Source organism: Streptomyces sp. NPDC046925 (assembly GCF_040644915.1).
In the GTDB taxonomy this organism is placed as follows: domain Bacteria; phylum Actinomycetota; class Actinomycetes; order Streptomycetales; family Streptomycetaceae; genus Streptomyces.
Genome location: NZ_JBEYWZ010000004.1, coordinates 410,302 through 430,904, shown reverse-complemented (window position 1 = coordinate 430,904; position 20,603 = coordinate 410,302). Strand labels below are relative to the sequence as shown.

At 71.0% G+C, this 20,603-nt stretch carries 20 protein-coding genes; 13 read left to right on the top strand and 7 right to left on the bottom strand.

What is annotated here, in order from left to right:
- Nucleotides 1–10: 10 nt before the first annotated feature.
- Both ABZ906_RS20420 and ABZ906_RS20415 read left to right on the top strand, forming a co-directional pair.
- Complete coding sequence (locus tag ABZ906_RS20420; RefSeq protein ID WP_361384322.1) at nucleotides 11–691, top strand: GntR family transcriptional regulator; 681 nt, start codon at nucleotides 11–13, stop codon at nucleotides 689–691.
- A gap of 46 nt (nucleotides 692–737) precedes the next feature.
- On the top strand, nucleotides 738–980 hold the full coding sequence (locus ABZ906_RS20415; RefSeq protein ID WP_361384319.1) for a hypothetical protein: 243 nt from the start codon (nucleotides 738–740) through the stop codon (nucleotides 978–980).
- Here ABZ906_RS20415 and ABZ906_RS20410 read toward each other — a convergent pair.
- Both ABZ906_RS20410 and ABZ906_RS20405 read right to left on the bottom strand, forming a co-directional pair.
- Complete coding sequence (locus tag ABZ906_RS20410) at nucleotides 940–2,067, bottom strand: acyl-CoA desaturase (RefSeq protein ID WP_361384316.1); 1,128 nt, start codon at nucleotides 2,065–2,067, stop codon at nucleotides 940–942. The genes ABZ906_RS20415 and ABZ906_RS20410 overlap by 41 nt on opposite strands.
- A gap of 7 nt (nucleotides 2,068–2,074) precedes the next feature.
- Nucleotides 2,075–3,085 (bottom strand): ferredoxin reductase, encoded by a 1,011-nt coding sequence (locus tag ABZ906_RS20405; RefSeq protein ID WP_361384865.1) that lies wholly within the window; start codon nucleotides 3,083–3,085, stop codon nucleotides 2,075–2,077.
- A gap of 132 nt (nucleotides 3,086–3,217) precedes the next feature.
- On the opposite strand from ABZ906_RS20405, the gene ABZ906_RS20400 reads away from it, so the two are divergent.
- On the top strand, nucleotides 3,218–4,357 hold the full coding sequence (locus ABZ906_RS20400) for a helix-turn-helix domain-containing protein (protein WP_361187058.1): 1,140 nt from the start codon (nucleotides 3,218–3,220) through the stop codon (nucleotides 4,355–4,357).
- Nucleotides 4,358–4,804: 447 nt separating this feature from the next.
- Here ABZ906_RS20400 and ABZ906_RS20395 read toward each other — a convergent pair whose 3' ends face one another.
- Both ABZ906_RS20395 and ABZ906_RS20390 read right to left on the bottom strand, forming a co-directional pair.
- On the bottom strand, nucleotides 4,805–5,671 hold the full coding sequence (locus ABZ906_RS20395) for a GNAT family N-acetyltransferase (protein ID WP_361384313.1): 867 nt from the start codon (nucleotides 5,669–5,671) through the stop codon (nucleotides 4,805–4,807).
- Nucleotides 5,672–5,783: 112 nt separating this feature from the next.
- Entirely contained in the window at nucleotides 5,784–6,158 is a 375-nt protein-coding gene (locus ABZ906_RS20390; protein ID WP_361384310.1) for a VOC family protein, read from the bottom strand.
- A 255-nt stretch (nucleotides 6,159–6,413) separates the two neighbouring features.
- Between ABZ906_RS20390 and ABZ906_RS20385 the strand changes: the two genes are divergently transcribed.
- The 5 genes from ABZ906_RS20385 (at nucleotide 6,414) to ABZ906_RS20365 (ending at nucleotide 12,894) form a co-directional block, all read left to right on the top strand.
- Nucleotides 6,414–7,421 (top strand): Lrp/AsnC family transcriptional regulator, encoded by a 1,008-nt coding sequence (locus ABZ906_RS20385; RefSeq protein ID WP_361384307.1) that lies wholly within the window; start codon nucleotides 6,414–6,416, stop codon nucleotides 7,419–7,421.
- Between the two features lie 112 nt (nucleotides 7,422–7,533).
- Nucleotides 7,534–8,490, top strand: a complete 957-nt coding sequence (locus tag ABZ906_RS20380) for a polysaccharide deacetylase (protein WP_361384304.1) — start codon at nucleotides 7,534–7,536, stop codon at nucleotides 8,488–8,490.
- Between the two features lie 29 nt (nucleotides 8,491–8,519).
- Nucleotides 8,520–9,815 (top strand): MFS transporter, encoded by a 1,296-nt coding sequence (locus tag ABZ906_RS20375; protein ID WP_361187987.1) that lies wholly within the window; start codon nucleotides 8,520–8,522, stop codon nucleotides 9,813–9,815.
- Nucleotides 9,815–10,663: an SDR family oxidoreductase gene (locus ABZ906_RS20370; RefSeq protein ID WP_361187071.1), complete on the top strand. Its 849-nt coding sequence runs from the start codon at nucleotides 9,815–9,817 to the stop codon at nucleotides 10,661–10,663. Before ABZ906_RS20375 ends, ABZ906_RS20370 begins: the two co-directional genes overlap by 1 nt.
- Nucleotides 10,660–12,894, top strand: coding sequence for a M20/M25/M40 family metallo-hydrolase (locus tag ABZ906_RS20365; protein WP_361187073.1), 2,235 nt, complete (start codon nucleotides 10,660–10,662; stop codon nucleotides 12,892–12,894). Before ABZ906_RS20370 ends, ABZ906_RS20365 begins: the two co-directional genes overlap by 4 nt.
- Here the strand turns inward: ABZ906_RS20365 and ABZ906_RS20360 are convergent.
- Nucleotides 12,865–13,818 carry an alpha/beta hydrolase gene (locus tag ABZ906_RS20360; RefSeq protein WP_361384301.1) on the bottom strand — a complete coding sequence of 318 codons (954 nt, stop codon included), beginning with the start codon at nucleotides 13,816–13,818 and terminating at the stop codon, nucleotides 12,865–12,867. The two genes, ABZ906_RS20365 and ABZ906_RS20360, sit on opposite strands and share 30 nt — an antisense overlap.
- Before the next feature lie 169 nt (nucleotides 13,819–13,987).
- Between ABZ906_RS20360 and ABZ906_RS20355 the strand changes: the two genes are divergently transcribed.
- Both ABZ906_RS20355 and ABZ906_RS20350 read left to right on the top strand, forming a co-directional pair.
- Nucleotides 13,988–14,584, top strand: coding sequence for a TetR/AcrR family transcriptional regulator (locus ABZ906_RS20355; RefSeq protein ID WP_361384298.1), 597 nt, complete (start codon nucleotides 13,988–13,990; stop codon nucleotides 14,582–14,584).
- 124 nt (nucleotides 14,585–14,708) lie between these two features.
- Entirely contained in the window at nucleotides 14,709–15,134 is a 426-nt protein-coding gene (locus tag ABZ906_RS20350) for an FKBP-type peptidyl-prolyl cis-trans isomerase (protein WP_361187080.1), read from the top strand.
- Nucleotides 15,135–15,163: 29 nt separating this feature from the next.
- On the opposite strand, the gene ABZ906_RS20345 is transcribed toward ABZ906_RS20350, so the two are convergent.
- Both ABZ906_RS20345 and ABZ906_RS20340 read right to left on the bottom strand, forming a co-directional pair.
- Nucleotides 15,164–16,609, bottom strand: a complete 1,446-nt coding sequence (locus ABZ906_RS20345; protein WP_361384295.1) for an amidohydrolase family protein — start codon at nucleotides 16,607–16,609, stop codon at nucleotides 15,164–15,166.
- Nucleotides 16,610–16,655: 46 nt separating this feature from the next.
- Nucleotides 16,656–17,606: an amidohydrolase family protein gene (locus ABZ906_RS20340; protein ID WP_361384292.1), complete on the bottom strand. Its 951-nt coding sequence runs from the start codon at nucleotides 17,604–17,606 to the stop codon at nucleotides 16,656–16,658.
- 71 nt (nucleotides 17,607–17,677) lie between these two features.
- Between ABZ906_RS20340 and ABZ906_RS20335 the strand changes: the two genes are divergently transcribed.
- The 3 genes from ABZ906_RS20335 to ABZ906_RS20325 all read left to right on the top strand — a co-directional run bounded on the left by ABZ906_RS20335 (nucleotide 17,678) and on the right by ABZ906_RS20325 (nucleotide 20,592).
- Nucleotides 17,678–18,520, top strand: coding sequence for an IclR family transcriptional regulator (locus ABZ906_RS20335; protein ID WP_361384290.1), 843 nt, complete (start codon nucleotides 17,678–17,680; stop codon nucleotides 18,518–18,520).
- A 96-nt stretch (nucleotides 18,521–18,616) separates the two neighbouring features.
- Complete coding sequence (locus ABZ906_RS20330) at nucleotides 18,617–19,087, top strand: hypothetical protein (RefSeq protein ID WP_361384287.1); 471 nt, start codon at nucleotides 18,617–18,619, stop codon at nucleotides 19,085–19,087.
- 227 nt (nucleotides 19,088–19,314) lie between these two features.
- Entirely contained in the window at nucleotides 19,315–20,592 is a 1,278-nt protein-coding gene (locus ABZ906_RS20325; protein ID WP_361384284.1) for a PAS domain-containing protein, read from the top strand.
- The last annotated feature ends 11 nt before the right edge of the window (nucleotides 20,593–20,603 follow it).

Sequence of the window (20,603 nt, the reverse complement as noted above, 5' to 3'; positions counted from 1 at the left end):
GTCGAACGAGTTGACGGACAAGCTGACGGGCGCCGCCGGACGCCAGCACGTGACCGACGCCATCAGGCATGCCCTGCGCTCCGGGGACCTGGTGCCCGGCCAGCGGCTCGTGGAAAACGACCTCGCCGAGTCCTACGGGACGACCCGCAGCGCCGTCCGCGAAGCCCTGCAGGACCTCGCCGCCGAGGAGATCGTCGAGATCATCCCGCGCCGCGGCGCACGCATCCGGGCCGTCTCCGTCGACGAGGCCATCCAGATCACGGAGTGCCGCTCCGCGCTGGAGCAACTGTGCGCCAAGAGGGCCGCGACGCAGGCGAACGAGGCGCAGCGTGCGGAGCTGCGCGGGATCGGCACGGACATGCGGCAGGCCGTCGCGGACGGAGCGGTGCACACCTACTCCGCCCTCAACCAGCGCCTGCACGAACTGGTGGTCGAGGCCAGCGGTCAGGAGGTGGCCAGGCGCCAGCTCGAACGACTCAACGGACCGATGGTGCGTTTCCAGTTCCGGCTGGCCCTGCGCCCCGGCCGTCCCGCCCAGTCCCTGCAGCAGCACCTGGACATCATCGACGGCATCGTCAGCGGTGACGCCCCGGCAGCGGCGCGGGCCGTGGCCGCGCACCTGGACGACGTGATCGAACAATTGCGGTCGTCGGCCGCCGCACCGTCCACACCGGTACCGACCCGCACCTGACCGCACAAAGCCGGCGCAGCGCGGCATCACCGTTGCCGCGCTGCACGTGGGATCCACGGATATGGCCGTCGAGGGCCCCGCCGACCCCGACCAGAGGCTCTTTGACCCCGACGTCGCGGCGCGGGCCCTCGACGGCAGCGAGGCGGGCCAGGAACCCGGCGCGGACACCGCCCTCGACTACCGCCCCCACAACTCCACCGAACCCGGCGGTGCCACCGCGGCCGGAAGATCTGAGCCCGTACCGAAGATCAGGCCGCGACGAGCTCCTGCTCGCGGTCCGACGTCTTGACGAGGGGCTTCTTGGACTTCTTGTTCGGCAGCGAGAGGCGGAAGACCTTGTGCCACGCGGAGAACACCTGCTTGGGCAGGGGCCCGGTGACGTAGTCCAGCTCGTACTTCTCGAACAGCGCGCGCACCTTCACCGCGACCTCGGCGTACCGATTGCTCGGCAGGTCCGGGAACAGGTGGTGCTCGATCTGGTGCGACAGGTTGCCGGTCATGAAGTGCATGGCCTTGCTGCCGCTGATGTTCGCCGAGCCCATCATCTGGCGCAGGTACCACTGGCCGCGCGTCTCGCCCTTGATCGACCGGCGCTCGAAGACCTGCACGCCCTCGGGGAAGTGCCCGCACATGATCACCGAGTGGGACCAGATGTTGCGGACCAGGTTCGCGGTGAACGTGGCGGCGAGCGTGGGGAGGAACGAGGGGCCCGAGAGCGCCGGGTGGATCACGTAGTCCTTGAGCACCTGCTTGCGGATCTTGCGGCCCACGGCCTTGGCCCGGGCGCGGAACTCCGGGTTCTTGCGGCGGCGCTTGTGCAGGTTCTTGCCGAGCTCCAGGTCGTACGCCGCGATGCCGTACTCGAAGAAGCAGGCGTTGAGGAAGTTCCACAGCGGCTGGCCCAGGTGGAAGGGGTGCCACTTCTGGTCCTCGTCGACGCGCATGATGCCGTAGCCGAGGTCGTTGTCCTTGCCGATCACGTTGGTGTACGTGTGGTGCAGCTCGTTGTGCGAGTGCTTCCACTGATCGGACGGCGAGACGTGGTCCCACTCCCAGGTGGTGGAGTGGATCTTCGGGTCCCGCATCCAGTCCCACTGGCCGTGCAGGATGTTGTGTCCGATCTCCATGTTGTCCATGATCTTCGCCACGGAAAGACCTGCGGTGCCGATCAGCCACGCGGGCGGGAAGATCGAGAACAGCAGTACGCCCCGGCTGACCAGCTCGAGCTTGCGCTGCGCCGAGATGACCTTCCGGATGTAGGCGGCGTCCTTCTCGCCGCGGCCGGCGATCACCTCGTCGCGGATCGCGTCCAGCTCGCGGCCGAGCTCCTCGATCTGCTCCGCGGTCAGGTGGGCGGTGGGGTCGATGGCGGTCAAGGTGCTCCTACCGTTCGATGTCGCACGGGCCCGCCGCGGCGGACACGCAGGTCTGGATGAGGACGCCCGGATCGGCCTCGGTGATCTCGCCGGTGCGCAGGTCGCGGACGGCGCCCGCCTTGAGCGGCGAGACGCAGCCGAAGCAGATGCCCATACGGCACCCGGAGGGCATGAGTACGCCGGCCTCCTCGCCGATGTCCAGCAGCGGCGTGGCGCCGTCCGCGTCGACGGTCTTGCCGGTGGCGCTGAAGGTGACCTCGCCGCCGTCACCGGCGACGACGACGCCGGCGCGGAAGCGTTCGGTGTGCAGGCGCTCTGGGACGCCGTGCTCGCTCCAGTGCTTTTCGGCGGCGTCGAGCAGGCCCGCGGGCCCGCAAGCCCAGGTCTCGCGCTCGGTCCAGTCGGGCACGAGTTCGTCGAGACGGGCGATGTCGAGCATGCCGTCCGTGTCGGTGTGCACCTCGGTGAGCCGCAGCTTCTTGTCCGCGACCAGGCCGTGCAGTTCGTTGCGGAAGATCACGTCTTGCGGCTTTGGCGCGCAGTGGACCATGACGACGTCGTCGAACTCGGTGTCGCGCAGCATGCCCATCACCGGCGTGATGCCGCTGCCGGCCGTCAGGTAGAGCACCTTGGCGGGCTTGGCCTCCGGCAGTACGAAGTCGCCGGTCGGCTGGTCGAGGTGGATCAGCGTGCCGGGTTGCGCCCTGCGGACCAGGTGGTTGCTGACCTTGCCGTCCGGGATCGCCTTCACGGTGATCGTGACGCGGCCGTCCTGGCGGTGTGTCGGCGAGGTGAGGGAGTAGGCACGCCACAGCCGCACCCCGTCGACGTCGACCCCGATCCGCACGTACTGACCGGCCGTGTGGCCGCGCCAGCCCCGTCCCGGCCTGATCACGATGGTCGCGGCGTCACCCGTCTCGGGGTGCACGGCCTCGATGCGCCCACGCAGGTCAGCGCCCGCACGCAGCGGGCTGACCAGGTCGAGGTAGTCCGACGGCAGCAGCGGCGTCGTGACCATCTCCAGCAGTTTCCACGCCCTGCTGCGGAGGGCTGTACTCGTCATGGCTCCAGCCTGCTGTGCCTCAAGGCGTAAAGTCCTGACCGCAGGACGTAAATCTGGTCGACTGAGTTGTTCGCAGGGAATAAAAACGTGAGCCATGCAATCCGGAGGGCCAGCGAACTGGCCCTGGACGAGACGACGGTCACCGCACTTCGGGCCACACTGAAGACCACCGCCGACGAGGTCGTCCAGGCGATCATCGACGAGGTCCCTCCCTACGCCAACGCCCTTTCGGGCCGCATGGGCGGCACCATCCGCCGGGCCGTCCGTACCGCCCTGGGGCACTACCTGGACCTCGCGAGCGGGAAAGCCACCGGAGGCGACGCCGGTGACGCGGCCTACGAGCTGGGCCGCGGCGAGGTGCGCGACGGCCGTTCGATGGACGCCCTGCTCGGCGCCTACCGCGTCGGCGCCCGCGTGGCCTGGCGATGCCTGGCAGCCGGTGCCGTACCCGCAGGTCTGCCCGCCGCCGAGGTCGCCAAATTCGCCGAGCTGACCTTCGCCTACATCGACGAGCTCTCCGCCGCGAGCGCCGCGGGCCACGCCGACGAACTGGCCGCCCGGGGCAGGGCCCACGAGCTCCACCTGGAACACCTGGCCCGCGACCTCCTCGCCGGCGCGAGCCCGGACGTGCTCCTTGCCTCTGTCCAACGGGCCGGTTGGCAGCCCCCGGTATCGCTGACCGCGGTCCTGCTCCCCGCCGCCCAGGCCCGGCCTGCCTATCGCGCGCTCGACCCGAGCACCCTCGTCCTCGACGATCTGCCGGACGCCACCGGCGTGCTGCTCGTCCCCGATGCCGACCGATCACGTCTCCTGCGGCAGCTGACCGACCGCACCGCCGTGGTCGGCCCGGCCCGGCCGTGGACTCGTGCGTCCGCCTCGTACGCGCGAGCCGTACGCGCACGCTCCCTCTCCTCCGATATCCGCGACACCGAGGACCACCTGCCCGAGCTGGTGCTGAGCGCCGACACGGACGCGTTCGCGGACCTGCGTGCCCGCGCCCTCGCCCCGTTGCGGGCCTTGCCCGCCGCGACCGCACGGCGGCTTGAGGAGACGCTGCGGGCGTGGCTGCTGCACCAGGGCCGGCGGGACGAGGTGGCGGCGGCGCTGTTCGTCCACCCCCAGACAGTCCGCTACCGGATGTCGCAGCTGCGGGAGCTGTTCCCGGACCTCGCATCGCCCCACCGCGTCCTTGCACTGACGCTGGCGGTCGGTCTTCCGGGCAGCTGACGCGTACGTGGACCGTCCACGAACGCGTCACGTCCGCGAGCGGTCCGGGAACGTGCCTCGTTCGCGGTGCGTTCGGCTGGCTCGGGCGGTGCGGACTCCCCTCCGTCAGCGGGCGGGGGGTGCGCCGGGAGACGGCACTCCTGTGGCGCCGCTCGATCCCGACCAGGCCACGAGCCGGGTTGCTCCGGGGAAAAGCGCGGCAATCCCACCGTCCTCGAACACACCGTCGGCCGCCGCCCCGGCAAGCCCCTTTTGCCGAGCCTCCACCCACCCCACGGCGCATGTCGGCGCGGGCCTTTGCCTCCGCGCGGTCATCGGCCGTGGCCGCCCAGACCCACACCCCGATGAAGCACACCAGCAGCACGGCCACGACCAGACAACCGTTGACCAAACACCCCCGGCCGGAGTCAGCTACGGGACCTGTCCGATACCGCCGTCTGATCAACTTCAGGCGGCTCGGCTGACGTCCAGGCGTTCGGGCGACGGCTCGTATCCAGCCGCCCTGTAGGTGGCGACGGCGGCAGCGTTCGAGCTCGGGGTGCAGACCAGTGCGCTCGATGCACCCAGTTCACGCAGCGCCGCCGCAGCGGCGACGCTGATCGCCGTCCCGTAGCCGCGACCGCGGTGGTCGGCGTGCACGCCCACCGGCTCCAGCAGGCCAGGCCTGCCGGGCCCGGCCGACCAGACCGTCGCCGCAGCCACCGCGTCGCCCTGGCCGTCGTAGCCGATCAGGCAGCGGGCGTCGGCGTAGACCGGCCCGGCGGCGAGGACGTGCCACACCTCTTCGGTGAACGCCGGGCTGTTGAACGCCGAGCGGTGCACCGCGGTCCGCACCCCCGCCGTCGCCGGACCGGCCACCTCGATCCGCAGGCCGGAGTCCTCCACCGGCTCGGAGAGGTCGCGGCGCAGCGGCGTCCACGGCTCGTCCAGATGCCAGCCCGCCTCCACGAGGACCTCGCGGAGCAAGGCACCGTCGGGGATTTCGAGGCCGACCTTCCCGGGCGGCAGGACCCCGCGCTCCGGATCATTGAGGTCCGCCAGCAACCGGCGCGCCAAATTAGCGTCCTGCCGCAGGTCCGGCGCGGTCGTCAGGCGCAGCACATCAGGGCCGTCCAGGTATCCGACGGCAATGATCCGTCCGTCCGCGTTCCAGGTACGGACGGCCGCGGCCAGCCTCTCCGCGCCCAGTGCCCAGGCCCAGCCCAGGTCTCCCGGATGGAGTTGCAGCGGCGTGCGGTCGTCCTGCCATACGCGCAGGGCATCCACGGCCCCGGCCAACTCGTCGACACCGGGCTCATGCAGAACGATCGTCATGCCCCGCATCTCACACCATCGCGGCAACGGTCCGCACCTGGTTTTCCCCAGCGAGTCATACGAACGCCCTGATGAGGGCTGGGAGTTGTCCAGCTCTGCCGAACAGCGGCGTTCAGGCACCCGGAAGAAAGAGGCAGAACGGGTGACCGTGCGGGTCGCTCAGGACCCGCACGTCCTGCTGGGGCTGATGCTCCTGCAATGTCGCACCCAGAGCGCAAGCCCGTTCGGTCTCCGCCTGCAAGTCGTCGACCTGCAGGTCCAAGTGCGCCTGCATCTGCTGAGAGCCAGGGCGCTGCGGCCACATCGGAGCAAGGTGATCGCTCTCCAGCTGAAAGCTGAGACCGGGACGTTCTCGGTCCGGCGGCTTGAGCCGAACCCACTCCGGGCTTCGTTCGACTTCCTGCCAGCCGAGCAGGGCCCGGTAGAAGTCGGCAAGCGCGCAAGGATCGGGAGTACCGAGAACGAAGGCACCGAGCGTGGCAGTCATGGTTCCCAGCATTGCCCCAACACCCTCCCCCATGCCTCCCGGGCCCCCGCCCACGCCAGGCACACACGACCGGGGAACTTTTTCAGACACCCCGTGGCGTAATCCGTCACGCCGCAGCCACCCGGCACACGCGCATCCGAGCTGCGTCGTTTCTCGCTCCGTAACACCCCCGTCGCGGGATTACAGCGCCCTGAGCAGCAGCGATGCAGGATTCCATCATTGACCGCGGTCAGGGCACTCGATACCTTCGCCACCATGACGCACAGAGCCCCCACGGGCACCATCGACGAGCTGGACCAGCGCATCATCGCCGCGCTCCAGCTCAACGGTCGTGCCCCGTGGAGCGCTCTGGCTCGCTGGGTGGGTGCCAGCGAGACAACCGCCCAGCGGCGCTACCGCTCGCTGCTCGAGCGGGGCCTGCTGCGGGTCGTCGGCACCCTGGAGCTGGACCGGACGCGGGAGGGATCCTCCATGCTCGTCCGGGTACAGGCCAGGCCGGGCCAGGGTCTTGCCGTCGCCGACCGGCTCACCGAGAGTCCGGACGTCCGCTTCGTGGCCGTGGTCACCGGCGCCGCCGACCTGATCGTCGACTTCGTCGCCCGCGACAACGAGGAGATGATGCGGATCCTCTACACCGACCTGCCCGCGGCCGACCTCATCGCGGGCACCGAGGCCGTACCGGTCATCCGCGCCTTCACCTCGGCGTCCATGTGGGACCCCGGACTGCTGTCCGCCGAGGCGGCGGCCGATCTGCGGCCCGCGTCCCTGGCCCTGTCGTGCGACCGGGACGACTGGGACATGACGCCGCAACCGCTCACGCCCCTGGAGCAGGACCTCGTCGCGGTGCTCAAACAGGACGGCCGTACGCAGGTCAGCGCGCTGGCCCGGCAACTCGGCCACACCGAGTCCGGGATCGCGCGGGCCATGGAACGGCTCATCGCCCGCGGGGTCCTGCAGTTCCGCACCCTGGTCGACCCCTCGTTGCTGGGGTACGACGCGGAGTTCATGGTCTGGCTCTCGATCGAGCCCGACCGGCTCGAAGCGGCGGGACGGCAGCTCGCACGACATCCGGGGACCAAGTTTCTCGGCGCGGCGACCGGCCGCTTCAACCTCGTCGGGCACATGGTGCTGCCCCGCCGCGCCGACCTGCTGCGCTACACCAGCGACGTCATCGGCAGGCTGCCCGGCCTGATCGCCTCCGACGTGACCCTGCATCTGGTCACCATGAAGTACTCCTGGCACCGGATGGTCCGCCCCGTCTGAGCGGGCTCCATCGGGCTCCCCCTGTACCGCGTCGGCGCACACCAGCCCGCGCGCGGTTCCTGCTTCCCTCCCCCACGTCCCCCGTACCTCCCCCGACCCTCGTGGAGTCACCATGCCCCCAGACGACACCGGCCTGCCCGCGGAGAGCTGGCGCTGGACCGAACAGACCTGGCGCGGCCATGTGGACGCGGTGCGCGCCGGACGGCAGCTGGTCCCTGATCGCTGGCCCGGCGAGGCCCGGGTCGCGGTCGCCCTGTCCTTCGACTCCGACCACGAGACGATCCCGCTGCGCGACGGCGAGACCAGTCCCGGCCGGCTCGCCCAGGGCGAGTACGGGGCACGCGTCGGCGCGGCGCGGATCCTGGACCTGCTCGCCCGCCACCGCGTCCCCGCGACGTTCTTCATGCCCGCCGTCTCCGCCCTGCTGCACCCCGAGGAGGCACGCGCGTATACCCGCGACGGGCACGAACTGGCCGTCCACGGCTGGATCCACGAACGCAACATGCTCCTGGGCCGGGACGACGAGCGGGAGTTGACCGCCCGCGCCCTGGACACCCTGGAGACCCTGACCGGGCAGCGGCCGGTGGGAATCCGCACGCCCTCCTGGGACTTCTCGGACTCCACCCTCGACATCATGCTCGAACTCGGCTTCGCCTACGACTCCTCGCTGATGGCCGACGACGAGCCGTACGAGATCCTCGCCGGGGGCAGCCCGACCGGTCTGGTCGAGATTCCCGTGGACTGGATCCGGGATGACGCCCCCTACTTCACGATGGACCGCTACGGCTCCGTGCGCCCGCACAGCCGTCCGCGCGACGTCCTGGAGATCTGGACCGACGAGTTCGACGCCGCCTACCGCGACGGCGGCGTCTTCCAGCTCACCCTGCACCCGCACGTCATCGGCCACCGTTCACGCCTGGTGGCGCTGCGCGAACTCCTCGACCACATCAGCGCCCACGCCGACGTCTGGTTCGCCACGCACGCCCAGCTCGCCGACGCGGCCCGCACCGTGCTGAGCGGCCCGACCGCCTCCCGTTCCGTCCCCGACGCCCCGGAGCACACACCATGAACCAAGGATCCGCCGCACCCGCCGGTCCGCTGTCCCGGGACGGCAACTCCCCCTCCCCCGGCAGACTCAGCGGCGCCCAGCGCAAGGCCATCGTCGCCGGCACCATCGGCAACACCGTCGAGTGGGTCGACTGGGCCCTGTACTCCATCTTCGCCAAGGTCATCGCCGACGAGTTCTTCCCCAAGGGCAACGGAGCGGTGGCCCTGCTGTCCACGCTCGCCGTGTTCGCCGTCGGCTTCGTGATGCGCCCGGTGGGCGCCGCCGTGCTCGGCGCCTACGCCGACCGCCACGGCCGCAAGAAGGGCATGACCCTCACCGTCGCGCTGATGGCGGGCGCCGGGTTCGCCATCGCCATCACCCCCAACTACGACACCATCGGCGTCTTCTCCCCGCTCATCCTGCTCGTCGCACGCCTCGTACAGGGCTTCTCGGCGGGCGGCGAGTTCGGTTCCTCCTCCGCCTTCCTCGTGGAGTCCGCCGCGCGGGGCAGGCGCGCGTTCGCCGGCTCCTGGCAGCAGGTCTCGGTGGCCGGCGGCGTCCTGATCGCCTCGCTTCTGGGCACCCTCACCACCTCGCTGCTGAGCGATGATGCCGTGCATTCGTGGGGCTGGCGGGCCGCGTTCGTCTTCGGCGGGCTCCTGGGCCTGGTCGGTCTGTGGCTGCGGGTCTCGGTCTCCGACACCGAGTCCTTCACTCAGGCCCGGGGGTCGGGCCGCACCCGTACCAACCCCGTCAAGGCCATGTTCGTCGAACATCCCGCGGCGACACTGCGCGTCGCGGGCATCACCATCGCGGGCACCCTGACCTACTACATCTGGGTCAACTACCTTCCCACGTACGCGAATCTGACCACCGGCATCCCACTGAAGACCGCCCTGCTCTCGCAGACGCTGTGTCTGATCGTCTTCGTCGTCGCGCTGCCGTTCGCGGGGCTGCTCTCGGACCGGATCGGCCGCAAACCGACCATGGCGGGCTTCGCCGCCGGGTTCGTCGTCCTGGCCTGGCCGCTGCTGCACCTGCTCAACGGCAGCTTCCTCAGCCTGTTCGTGGTCCAGCTCACCGGCATGCTGCTGATCCTGGGCTACTCCGCCAACTGCGCGGTCATCATGGCCGAACAGTTCCCGCCGGAGGTGCGCGCCACCGGCATCGCGCTGCCCTACGCCCTGGCCGTCGCCGTCTTCGGCGGCACGGCGCCCTACCTGACCACCTGGCTGCACGAGAGCGGCCACAGCGACCTGCTGTGGATCTACGTCTCCGCCGCGGCGCTGGTCTCCCTCGTCGTCTACCTCACGATGCCGGAGACCAAGGACAAGGAGTTCGACTGATGACGCCGCACGTGCTGGTCACCGGCGCCGCGGGCGGCATCGGCGGGGCGATCGCCGCGCAGTTCGCCGCGCAAGGCTCCCTGCTCACCCTCGCCGACCGCGACCCCGCGGCCCTTGAGCGGACCGCGGCACGCCTCGGCGGTGACCCGGCGGTGCACGCCGCGGACCTGACCGACCCGGATGCCCCCGCCGCCCTGGTCGAGCAGGCCTGGGCGGGGCACGGTCCCGTGGACGTCCTGGTCAACGCGGCCGGTGTCTACCCGTCCCTGGACATGGCAGACGTCGACGCCCGCGCCTGGGACCGGCTGTTCGCCGTCAACCTGCGCGCCCCGGTCCTGGCCACCGCCGCGTTCGCCCGCCTCGCCATGGCGGCCGGCCGGCCCGGCGCGGTCGTCAACATCTCCTCCGGATCCGCCCTGCGGGCCCGCCCCGGCGGCGGCCCCTACGCCAGTTCCAAGGCCGCCCTGGAGATGGCCACGCGCGCCGCCGCCCTGGAACTGGGCCCGTACGGCATCCGCGTCAACGCCGTCAGCCCCGGCTTCGTCCAGGTCGCCAGCGACTGCAACCCCGTATCCGCCCGGTACGCGGCGGCCATCGGCGCCAACCCCCTCGGCCGCCCCGGCAGCCCCGACGACATCGCCCGCGCCGTGTGCTGGATCGCGGGCCCGGACGCCTCCTGGATCACCGGCGAGGTACTGCGCGTTGACGGCGGATCCAGTACGGGCGCCCTGCACCTGCCCCGCATCTGGCAGCCCGGCGACACCCCGGCCCTCGCTGCCACCGCCACCGCTTCCCCCACCGAACCGCCCGCGACACCGGCCGCCCCGACGGAAGGACCCACCCCATGACCGCCCCCTCCCCGCAGCGGGCCGCCTACACCGTCGTCGGCGGGGGCGCGATCGGCGGCACGCTCGCCTTCGCCCTCGCCCGGGCCGGCCACCCCGTCACCGTCGTCGACACCGACCCGGCCCACGTGGCGGCGATCCGCGCCGAGGGACTTGTCGTCGCGCACGGCACCACCCGTACCGCCGTCCCGGTCACCGCGACCACGCCCGACGCGTTCGAAGGAACGCTCGGACGGGTGCTGCTGGCCGTCAAGGCCCAGGCCACCGCGACCGCCGCAGCCTGGATCGCGCCGCGCCTGGCCCCGGACGGCTATGTGGTCTCCCTCCAGAACGGCTTCAACGAAGACCTCATCGCCCGGCACGTGGGCGCCGAGCGCACCGTGGCCGCGTTCGTCAACATCTTCGCCGACGTCATCGCGCCGGGCGTCATCCAGGACGGCGGCGCCGGCGCCCTCGTCATCGGCGAGCCCGGCGGCGCCCCGGTCAGCGATCGCGTCCGCTCCCTCGTGTCCGACCTGCACAGCTGGGGTCCCGCGGTGGCCAGCGACAACGTCGAGGGCTATCTGTGGGCCAAGGCCGGCTTCGGCGCGATGCTGGCCGCCACCGCCCTCGCCGATGCCCCCATGGCCGACCTCATCGACCGGCACCGGGCCGCCATGACCGGACTGACCGGGGAGATCTTCGCCGTATCCGACCGCCTGGGCGTCAGTCTGGAAGCGTTCGACGCCTTCGATCCGCACCCGCTGCGGCCCGGGCAGGACCCGGCCGCACGCGAGGCCGCCTTCGACCGCCTGACCGCCTGGCTGCGCACCCAGTCGAAGGACCGCAGCGGCATCTGGCGCGACCTGGCCGTACGCCACCGGCCCGTGGAAGTCACCACCCACTACACCGACATCTTCGACCACGCGGCGCGCGAGGGGCTGCCCACCACGCTCCTGCGCACGGTCGTGGACGGCCTGCTCGAACTGGAGGGCGCGCCGGAGCAGATGTCGGAGTCGCGCCTGGCGGACCTCGACCGCCTCGCCGAGCGCCCGATACGTGCGCGCCTGCCGCAGGCGGAGCAGGCCGATGCGGTACGGCGCTGGCTCGACGAACACCGCGAGGACATGATCGCCGACCTCGCCGCGTACACCTCCCGGGGGAGCGCCAGCGACGACCGCGGCGAACTCGACGCCTGCCTGGGCTGGTTGCGCGCCTGGCTCGACCAGCGCCTGGGCGCACCGGACGCCGAGGAGATCCTGCCCCGCGCGAGCACCGGGGACATCCTCGTACGCCGCTACCCCGCCCGTGACGCGGACTGCCAGGACACCCGGCCGGTCCTGCTCCTGGGCCACTACGACACCGTCTGGCCGACCGGCACCCTCGAAGAGTGGCCCTTCCTGCGGGACGGCGACCACATCAGCGGGCCTGGTGTTTTCGACATGAAGGCCGGTCTGGTGCAGGCCGTATGGGCGCTGCGGGCGCTCGACGCGCTGGGCCTGCCCCGCCCTGCCTGCACCCTGATGCTCAACGGCGACGAGGAGACCGGCAGCCTCAGCTCCCACGAGGCCATCGTCGCGGAGTCCCGCGCCAGCAGGCTCGCCATGGTCTTCGAGGCGGCCGCCGACGGCGCGATCAAAACGGCCCGCAAGGGAGTGGGCCTCTTCACGCTCACGGTCACCGGCAAGGAAGCCCACGCCGGGCTCGATCCGACCGCCGGAGCGAGCGCGATCGACGAACTGGCCCACCAGGTCCTGCACTTGACCGGCCTGCGCGACACTGACGCCGGTACGTCGCTCAACGTGGGCGTAGTGGAGGGCGGCACCCGCAGCAACGTCACCGCGGGACGCGCCGTCGCCCATATCGACGTACGGGTCGCCTCCACGTCCGAGCAGCAGCGCATCACCAAGGCCCTTGATGCACTGCGCCCGGTGGACCCGCGCACCCGCGTGGAGGTCGGCGGGGACTGGAACCGCCCCGTCTTCGAGCGCACCGCACACGTCGCCGCCTACGCGGAGCTGGCCCAGCGGTGCGCGTCGCTGCTCGGGGAGGACCTGCGCGAGACGTCCGTCGGCGGAGCCAGCGACGGCAACTTCGTGGTGGCCGCGGGGACGCCGGTCCTGGACGGCATCGGCGCGGTCGGCTCGGGCGCCCACGCTCGCTCGGAAAACACCTCGGCATCAGGCATGACCGCACGCGCCGCACTGGCAGCTGTGGTGCTGGCGTCACTCGCCGCCGGTGATGAAGTCGGCTAGGGCGGCGGCGACGGCTTCGGGCTGCTCGTCGGGGATGAAGTGTCCGGTGTCGGGCACGACGACGCCGGTGGTGTTGGCGGCCCATGGGCGGAGGGAGGCTGCCATGTCCGGGATGGAGCCGTGGCTGCCGGAGATGCCGAGGACGGGCACGGTCAGGTGCTGTCGGTCGAGCGCCTGGTGGTTCTTGCGCGCCGACTCGGCGGCGTCCCGGTAGTAGGCGAGGGAGGCGCGGAGGCCGCCGTCTGCGGCGAGGGCCGCCGCGTAGTGGTCGAGGTCGGTCTCGTCGAACGCGTCGGGAGAGAGGGCCTTCGTTTTCAGGAACCAGCTGACATAGTCCCGTTCGCGGCCGGTGAGCAGGATCTCGGGCAGGTCGGGCACGAGGTGGAACGCGAAATGCCAGGTCTTGTACGCCCGGGCCGGGTCGATGGGAATCGTTTCCGGGAGGGTGATGCCGGGGATTCCGGCGTCGAGCAGGGCGACCCCGCGCAGCTGGCTCTCGTGGTTGAGGGCCAGGGAGAAGGCGACCCAGGCGCCTATGTCGTGGGCGGCCAGCCAGTACTGCGGCACTCCGAGTGCCTGGGCGGCGGCGTGGACGTGGGCGGCGACCGTGTGGGTGTCGTAGCCGCGCTCCGGGCGCTCGGAGTGGCCCTGTCCCGGCAGGTCGATGGCTATGACGCGGAACCGGTCGGCGAGACGTGGCATGACCTTGCGCCAGGCCTGCCAGGACTGCGGGAACCCGGCGAGCAGGACGACAGCCGGGCCCGACGGCTGGCCGCCTTCGACGGCATGAAGGCGGATGCCGTCCGCGTCGACCCAGCGGTGGGCGAACCCGTCCAGGTCGTGCAGGGGCAGGTCATGCAGGGGCAGGTCGGGGACGGGGTTGGCTTCGGAGACGTGCTGCGTGGTGGTCGCGGAGTCAGTCACGGGAGTCCTTCGTCGGTGTGGGGTCTGGTGGTTCGGTGCTACGCCCCAGGGGGCCGGGCCCGCGATCGTGATCACGTCTGCAACCTAACATATCTTGAACTGATCAGTTCAAGATAGAATGGCGTGCAGCACAGCCCAGGACATCAACGCACCGGCAAGGAAGTGCCACGTGGCAGGCAAGAAGCAGTTCGACATGGATACGGCACTCGACGCCGCGATGATCCAGTTCTGGCGCGCCGGCTACGCCGACACCTCATTGGACGACCTGTCACGGGCAACCGGCCTGAACCGCAGTTCCATCTACTCCTCGCTCGGCGGCAAGGACACCCTCTTCCTGCGCTGCCTGGATCGCTACGCCGCGCGCTACGGCGACCAGTACGACGCCGCCCTGTTGAGCGCGGCCTCGGAACCCCTGGCAGCTGTTCGTGCATTCTTCGACGTCACCCTCAAGCGCATCGCCGATCCCGAACTGCCCGACGGATGCCTGATTGCCCAGTCGGCCATGGCCATTCCGGTACTGAGCCCGGCCGTCGCGGAGCACGCCAAGAAGGCGCTCGGCTTCCAGCGTCTGCGCCTGCGCACCGCGTTGAAGGCCGGACGACTGACCGACCAGGACGCCGACGCCTTCGCCGAGCACGCGGCGGCCGTGAACCAGTCCCTCGCCGTCATGAGCAGAGCCGGGGCGAGCCCGGCGCAGCTCCGGGCCGTAGTGGGAGTCGCCGTTGACGCGCTCTCGCACGCGCTGAGCGCAACCCGGCGCGCTTAGGAAACCAGGGGCCGTGCGCCCAGGAGCACGGACAGGGCCGGTAGCGTGATCGTCTGCCGCATGGAAGGTCCATGTGTCCGGCCGGCCCGTGTGAGGGATTCCGGCGGCGAGCGATGGGACCGTGATGAGCGAACTGACGAAGCCCACCGTCGAGGTTCCGGAGGGTGACGCGCCCACCGAGCTGACGACCCGGGACCTCGTGGTGGGGGACGGCCCCGAGGCGCAGCCGGGCAGGGTCATCCGACTCCACTACGTAGGAGTCACCTTCGCCTCAGGAAAGGAGTTCGACTCCTCCTGGGAGGAGGACCGGCCGTTCAAGTTCGCCGTGGGCGGCGGCAGGGCCATCAAGGGATGGGACCGGGGCGTGCGGGGAATGAAGGTCGGCGGCCGGCGCGAGATCATCGTTCCCCCGCGTCTTGGTTACGGCAAGCAGTCGCCCTCCACGTTGATCCCGCCCAACTCGACGCTGATCTTCGTCGTGGACCTGCTCTCGGTCGCCTCGGCGGGCTCAGCCGGGAGCGGTGCGCCAGCGGTCGGCAGTGAGCGGTGAGCGGCACTCCCTGCCCGCCGACGGACACCTCAGTGCGCGCCAGGGTCGGCAGCGACGCGTTCCAGAACGGCGGCGAGGTCGGCGCCGGACCACCAGTGACCGTCCCGCATCACGCCCGCGATCTTGCGCAGGGCGGTGTGGTCGCCCAGCGGGTCCTCGTCCAGGAGCACCAGGTCGGCGGGCATGCCGGGGGCGACCTGCCCGAAGGCGCCTTTCTCGCCCAGGAACCGGGCCGGTTCCGTCGTCGTCATGCGCAGGATGGTCAGCGGGTCGAGACCGGCTTCGGCGAGCAGGTCGAACTCGTCGTGGAGGGCGAAGCCGGGGATGATTCCCGCGGCTCCGCACGCATCGGTGCCGGCGACCATGGGGACTCCGGCATCGGCGAACGTCTTGGTCATGCGCAGCTGCGCGGCCCAGTGGTGGCGCAGGGCATCGCGGGTCGCCGGAGGCAGTTTCGCGAACTTCCTCGCCGACTTGTCCCAGGTGCGCAGTTCCCCGGCGGCCATGAAGCGGCGCCGGGGGTCTTGGGTGTATTCGGGCGCGTCGCCGAACTGCTGGGTGCGGACGCGGATCAGGGTCGGGCACTGCCAGGTGGAGTGTTCGACGAACAGGGCGGCCAACTCCTCCGCCTTCTGCTGGTCGTAGGAGCCGTCCGCAAGATCGTAGGCGTGCGCTTCCCGCTCGGACGTGCTCGTGGCGGGGTTCGTGACCATGCCCTTGATCAGCTTCATGGCCAGCTTCTCCGCACCGGGAATCCTGACCTTGGGGATCGGAGGGAGCTTGCGGGCGGCGTTCGTGGCGCGGACCTCGCCCTCCTTGGAGGACGCCGCGGCGAACACGGTGACGCCGGGGCCGAGGTGCTCGATCGACCACACTCCGGCGCGTGCGGCCTCCCGTGGATCGAGGTCCGCGGGCAGGTGGCCGCCCAGTCGGATACCGAGCCGGTTCGCCTCTTCGAGGGCGGCAAGGAAGGTGGCCCGGGTCGTCATCGCCGCCTTGACGAAGTCGGCGCCGTCCCGGTGCTGCTCCCGCACGGCCTTGACCGCGCCGTCGACGGTGCTCGCGTTCAGCGGGGTGAGCAGGTCACCGGCGGTCGCCTTGAGCGCCGGTGCGCCGGTCGGCCGGGGCAGCGTGTCCTCGCGCCGCGACTTCAGCAGTGCCCGGTTCCCGGACATCTGACGGAAGCCGACCACGCCGTTGGCGAGCATCAGCGCATACGTGCCGTCCACGTCGTCCGGGGTGTTGAGGGCGTGCAGGTGCATGTCCGAGTACGCCGGTACGGCGAACCGGCCCCGCCCCTCCACGACATGCGCGCCCCCGACCGCGGCGCCGGTCGCCGTCACCGACGTGATCCGGTTGCCTTCGATCACCACGTCCTGGCCGGAGCTGCCGCGCCCGTCCAGCGGATCGATCACGGTGACGTCCCTGACCACCACGTGTCCGTGGATCGCGGACGGCTCGACGTACCTGCTCATGGTTCTCCTTGTGTGTGCTTGCGATCAGCGCGCCGGTGCAAGGCCATCACCCGGCGAACAGCCGGCCCGCGTTGCGCGTGGTGAGGTCTCGCCAGGTGTCGGTGGCGGACGGCTGTGCCGCCGAGTCGACGGACACGACCTGGGCGAGCGCCGCCTCCGCGGGTGTCCAGCAGTAGTCGCTGCCGTACACGAGGCGGTCGGTGCCGAACGCGGCCCCGAGCGCCGGGATCTGTCGCGGGAAGGGCGTCCCGGCCATGTCGTACCAGAGGCGCCCGAGCTGCTCCACGGCGCTGGGCGTGTCCGGGGAGCGGCCGCCCACCATGACGCCGAACAGGTCCATGCGGTCGGCGAGCAGGGGCAGCGCTCCCCCGCCGTGGGTCAGCACCCAGCGAATCCGGGGGTGACGGGTCAGGACGCCGCCCAGGAGCAGGTCGCTCGCGGTGCGGGCGGTGTCGAAGAGGAACTCCAGCATCGGCCGCGGCCGGCCGAGGGAGACGTCCTCGGCGTGGGGCGGGGACGTGGGGTGGACGAAGACGACGGCCCCGCGGCGATCGAGGTCCTCCCACAGCGGCGCGAACACGGGGTCCCCGAGATAGCGGCCGTGGTGGTTGGTCTCCACGGCCACACCGTCCGCACCGAGCACATCCAGGGCGTGGGCGGCCTCCGCGAGCGAGCCCGCGACGTCGGGCAGCGGCAGGGAGGCGAAGTGGCCGAACCGCCCCGGATGTTCACCACGGACCCGGGCGCCGAACGTGTTGACCTCGCGCGCCAGGGCCCGTGCGGCTGCGTCGTCCCCGAAGTGCACGCCCGGCGAGGAGATCGACAGGTAGGACTTCTCGATCCCCGCGCGTTCCATGAGGCCGAGGTGGTGTTCGATGCTCCACGCGGGCCAGCCGGGCATTCCGTCGGGGTGCTCGATCCCCGCGGACCGGGCCGCGGCGACATAGGCGTCGGTGACGAAGTGGGCGTGGATGTCGATGAGGCCGGTCGGGGTCATGCGGGGGCTCCCTGCTGTGCGGCTCCGTACATCAACGAGCGTAGGAAGCGCGCCGTAAGGTGGCACGCGTGATGCCGATGAATGAAACGCCGAGTTCCGACGGTGGTCCCCGGCCAAGACGCGGCGGCAAGCCCGACACCGGGCAGCCGGTGATCGACCGGGCGTTCGCCCTGCTCGGCACGTTCGACAGCGATCATCGTGCGCAGACCCTCGGGGAACTCGCGCAGCGAAGCGGTACGCCCCGCAGCACCGCTCTGCGGCTCGCCCGGTCCCTCGTCCACGTCGGCGCCCTGGAACGTCTCCAGGACGGCCGCTACGTCGTGGGGCTGCGCCTGCTGGAAACCGCGTCCCTGGCGCCTCGGGGCCACGGGCTGCGGTCGGTGGCCATGCCGTACATGGAGGATCTCTTCCACGTCACGCGACAGCACGTCCTGCTCGCCGTGCGCGAGCAGCAGGAGGCGCTGCTCGTCGAACGGCTTTCGGCACTCGACGCCAGTCCCGTGCGCTACCGCGTGGGAGGCCGCCTTCCGCTCGCGTCCACCGGTGCCGGACTGGTGCTGCTCGCCTTCGCCCCGACGGCCGTCCAGGACCACGCCATCGCCTGCTACGAGCCCGGACAGGGCCATGACGACATCGCCACCCCCGCCGACCTGCGCCGCGTGCTCGCGGAGGTGAGGCGCGGCGACCACGCCTACGGCAGCCAGAGCCGTCCCTACCCGGTGACCACCGTGGCCGCGCCGGTGCGGGACGGCAACGAGGTGGTGGCAGCGTTGTCGGTCGTGGCGCCCAGCACCGGCTTCGCCGAAGCGGGCTACGGGCCGGCCGTGCGGGCCACAGCCCGTGCGATCTCCCGTCGGCTGGAGGAGGAGGGCCGGCGGACGACGCGTCCCGGCGACGCCCGCACCGCTCACTGAGTCCGCGACACACGTTGCCTGCCGTTGAGGTGACCGGGCAGGCGCCGACGGAGCCGCCGAGGCCCCGCCGACGCCGGTGCGTGCTACGAACTGCCCATGCGCACAGCCAAGACCCCGCTCGCACTGGCCTGTAGTGCGGCCCTCTTCTTCTGCCTCGCCGCGGCACCCGCCTCGGCCGCCGGTACCGTGCAGATCAGCGACACCCGCTACGGCGGATGCCTGGCCGTGGCCGGAGGCAGCGACATCGACCGGCTCCCGGTGGTCATCGACATCTGCACACCGGACATGCCCGACGACAAATGGCGCCGGCCGAACTCGACGATCACCACCTACCGCAACAGGTTCAACGACGCCTGCCTGGTCACCAACGGACACCACACCCAGCCCAACACCTCGCCCTGCGACGGCGGCACGGCACAGAAGTGGATCAGGAGGAACGCCACCACAGGAGTGCGCCTGGAAAGCGCTCGCCATCGCGGCTGGTGCATCGGCCGCATCTCCGGCGGAGCCGGCGTCAAAGGCGACGCCGGCCTGGTTCCGTGCGCCCGCGCCACCATCTGGCGGTAGCACGGCGGGTGATGAGTTCCGCACCGGGCAAGTCGCCCTGAGCGGAGGCACGTTCGGCGATGTTCGCCTTCTGTAGTGCGCGTTGTCGAATCCGGTGGGCCTGCGCCGTATGTGTCTCGCTCGAGCCGGCACACGGACAGGTGCCCGCTGTTGCATACGGCTGCTGACGCTCGGCTCGACTGGCTACGCTTTGCAAGCGGCCGTCTTCAGTCGATTCCGGGAGGTGTGTGCCGGTGCATGACGCGCTGCGGGCCACGTCCGACAGTCTCTTGTTCAAGGTAACCACGGCGCCGTATCTGCTGCTCGATACAGACCTCTACATCCGTGGCGTCAACCCGGCCTACCTGCGTGCCACCGGACGCTCACTCGACGAACTGCACGGCGCGTTCCTCTTCGACGCCTTCCCGGACAACCCCCGGGACTCGGATTCGACCGGCGTGCGCAACCTCACCGCGTCGCTGGAGCGGGTCATGCGCAGCGGCACCCCTCACGACATGGGGATCCAACGCTACGACATCCCCGACCCCCAATCCCCCGGCATCTTCCGCGTCAAGGCCTGGAGTCCTGTCAACTCCCCGCTGATCGACGCCGATGGCCGCGTCGTGGGCGCCGTGCATCATGTCGAGGACATCACCACGGTGTACGAGTCGCTGCGCGGGAGCGGGGCCACGGAAGGTGCGGGGCAGCCGACCGCGCTGCTGCGCGGCGCGATGCTGGCCCTCGCCTTCCACCAGCGCGCCCTGCAGGCGACCGGACTTGGAAAGTCGGCCGACGTGCCGACGGGTGTGGGCGGCGCCGGTGGCGTGTCGGCGGCCGGTCTTGCCCGGCGGGACGCGTTGTGGCACAGGATCACCCATGCCGCCCGTCAGGGCCCGCCCGGCCGTGGATGCCTCGCCGCGGTGTGCGACTGTGCGGTACGGGAGTTGCCCGGTGCCGACGCCGCCGTGATCACCCTGCACGGCAACGGGTCTCAGAACATCCAGCTCGCTGTCACGTCCTCGTGGGGGCAGCAGGCCGAGGAATTGCAGTGGATCATCGGCAGCGGCCCGTCGCTGGCCGCGTTCACCACCGGCGAGCCCGTTCTGGTGCCCCGGCTTGACCAGCCCAGCTCCAGCTGGCCGCTGTTCACGGAGGCCGCGTGCCGTATCGGCGTCGGTGCCGCGTTCGCCTACCCCCTGTCCACCGCCACCACGACCGTGGGCACCCTCACCCTCTACCACCGCGGCAGAGGGGGCACACAACCACCCGCCGACGCCGAGGTATTCGCCCAGATCGCGACCGCTGTGCTGCTGGCCGACCTGGAGGGCGAGATCAGCGAACAGGTAAGGGCCACCGCCGATCAGAGCGACATCAACACCGCCATCGGCATCCTGGCCGTCGCCCAGCAGATGAGCACGAACGACGCCCTCGCCTGGCTGCGCACCACCGCCCGGGCCAAGTCGATGTCCCTTGCCGACTTCGCCCGCGAGATCCTCGCCCGGCGGCCTCCCCCGGCTCCCCGGTAAGCAACTGTCAC

Coding starts and splice junctions, on each gene's coding strand:
- ABZ906_RS20345 (WP_361384295.1), bottom strand. CDS start 16,609: ATGAGCAGGTACGTCGAGCCGTCCGCGATCCACGGACACGTGGTGGTC.
- ABZ906_RS20385 (WP_361384307.1), top strand. CDS start 6,414: ATGACGCACAGAGCCCCCACGGGCACCATCGACGAGCTGGACCAGCGC.
- ABZ906_RS20370 (WP_361187071.1), top strand. CDS start 9,815: ATGACGCCGCACGTGCTGGTCACCGGCGCCGCGGGCGGCATCGGCGGG.
- ABZ906_RS20330 (WP_361384287.1), top strand. CDS start 18,617: ATGCGCACAGCCAAGACCCCGCTCGCACTGGCCTGTAGTGCGGCCCTC.
- ABZ906_RS20380 (WP_361384304.1), top strand. CDS start 7,534: ATGCCCCCAGACGACACCGGCCTGCCCGCGGAGAGCTGGCGCTGGACC.
- ABZ906_RS20405 (WP_361384865.1), bottom strand. CDS start 3,085: ATGGTCACGACGCCGCTGCTGCCGTCGGACTACCTCGACCTGGTCAGC.
- ABZ906_RS20335 (WP_361384290.1), top strand. CDS start 17,678: ATGCCGATGAATGAAACGCCGAGTTCCGACGGTGGTCCCCGGCCAAGA.
- ABZ906_RS20395 (WP_361384313.1), bottom strand. CDS start 5,671: ATGACGATCGTTCTGCATGAGCCCGGTGTCGACGAGTTGGCCGGGGCC.
- ABZ906_RS20390 (WP_361384310.1), bottom strand. CDS start 6,158: ATGACTGCCACGCTCGGTGCCTTCGTTCTCGGTACTCCCGATCCTTGC.
- ABZ906_RS20350 (WP_361187080.1), top strand. CDS start 14,709: ATGAGCGAACTGACGAAGCCCACCGTCGAGGTTCCGGAGGGTGACGCG.
- ABZ906_RS20365 (WP_361187073.1), top strand. CDS start 10,660: ATGACCGCCCCCTCCCCGCAGCGGGCCGCCTACACCGTCGTCGGCGGG.
- ABZ906_RS20340 (WP_361384292.1), bottom strand. CDS start 17,606: ATGACCCCGACCGGCCTCATCGACATCCACGCCCACTTCGTCACCGAC.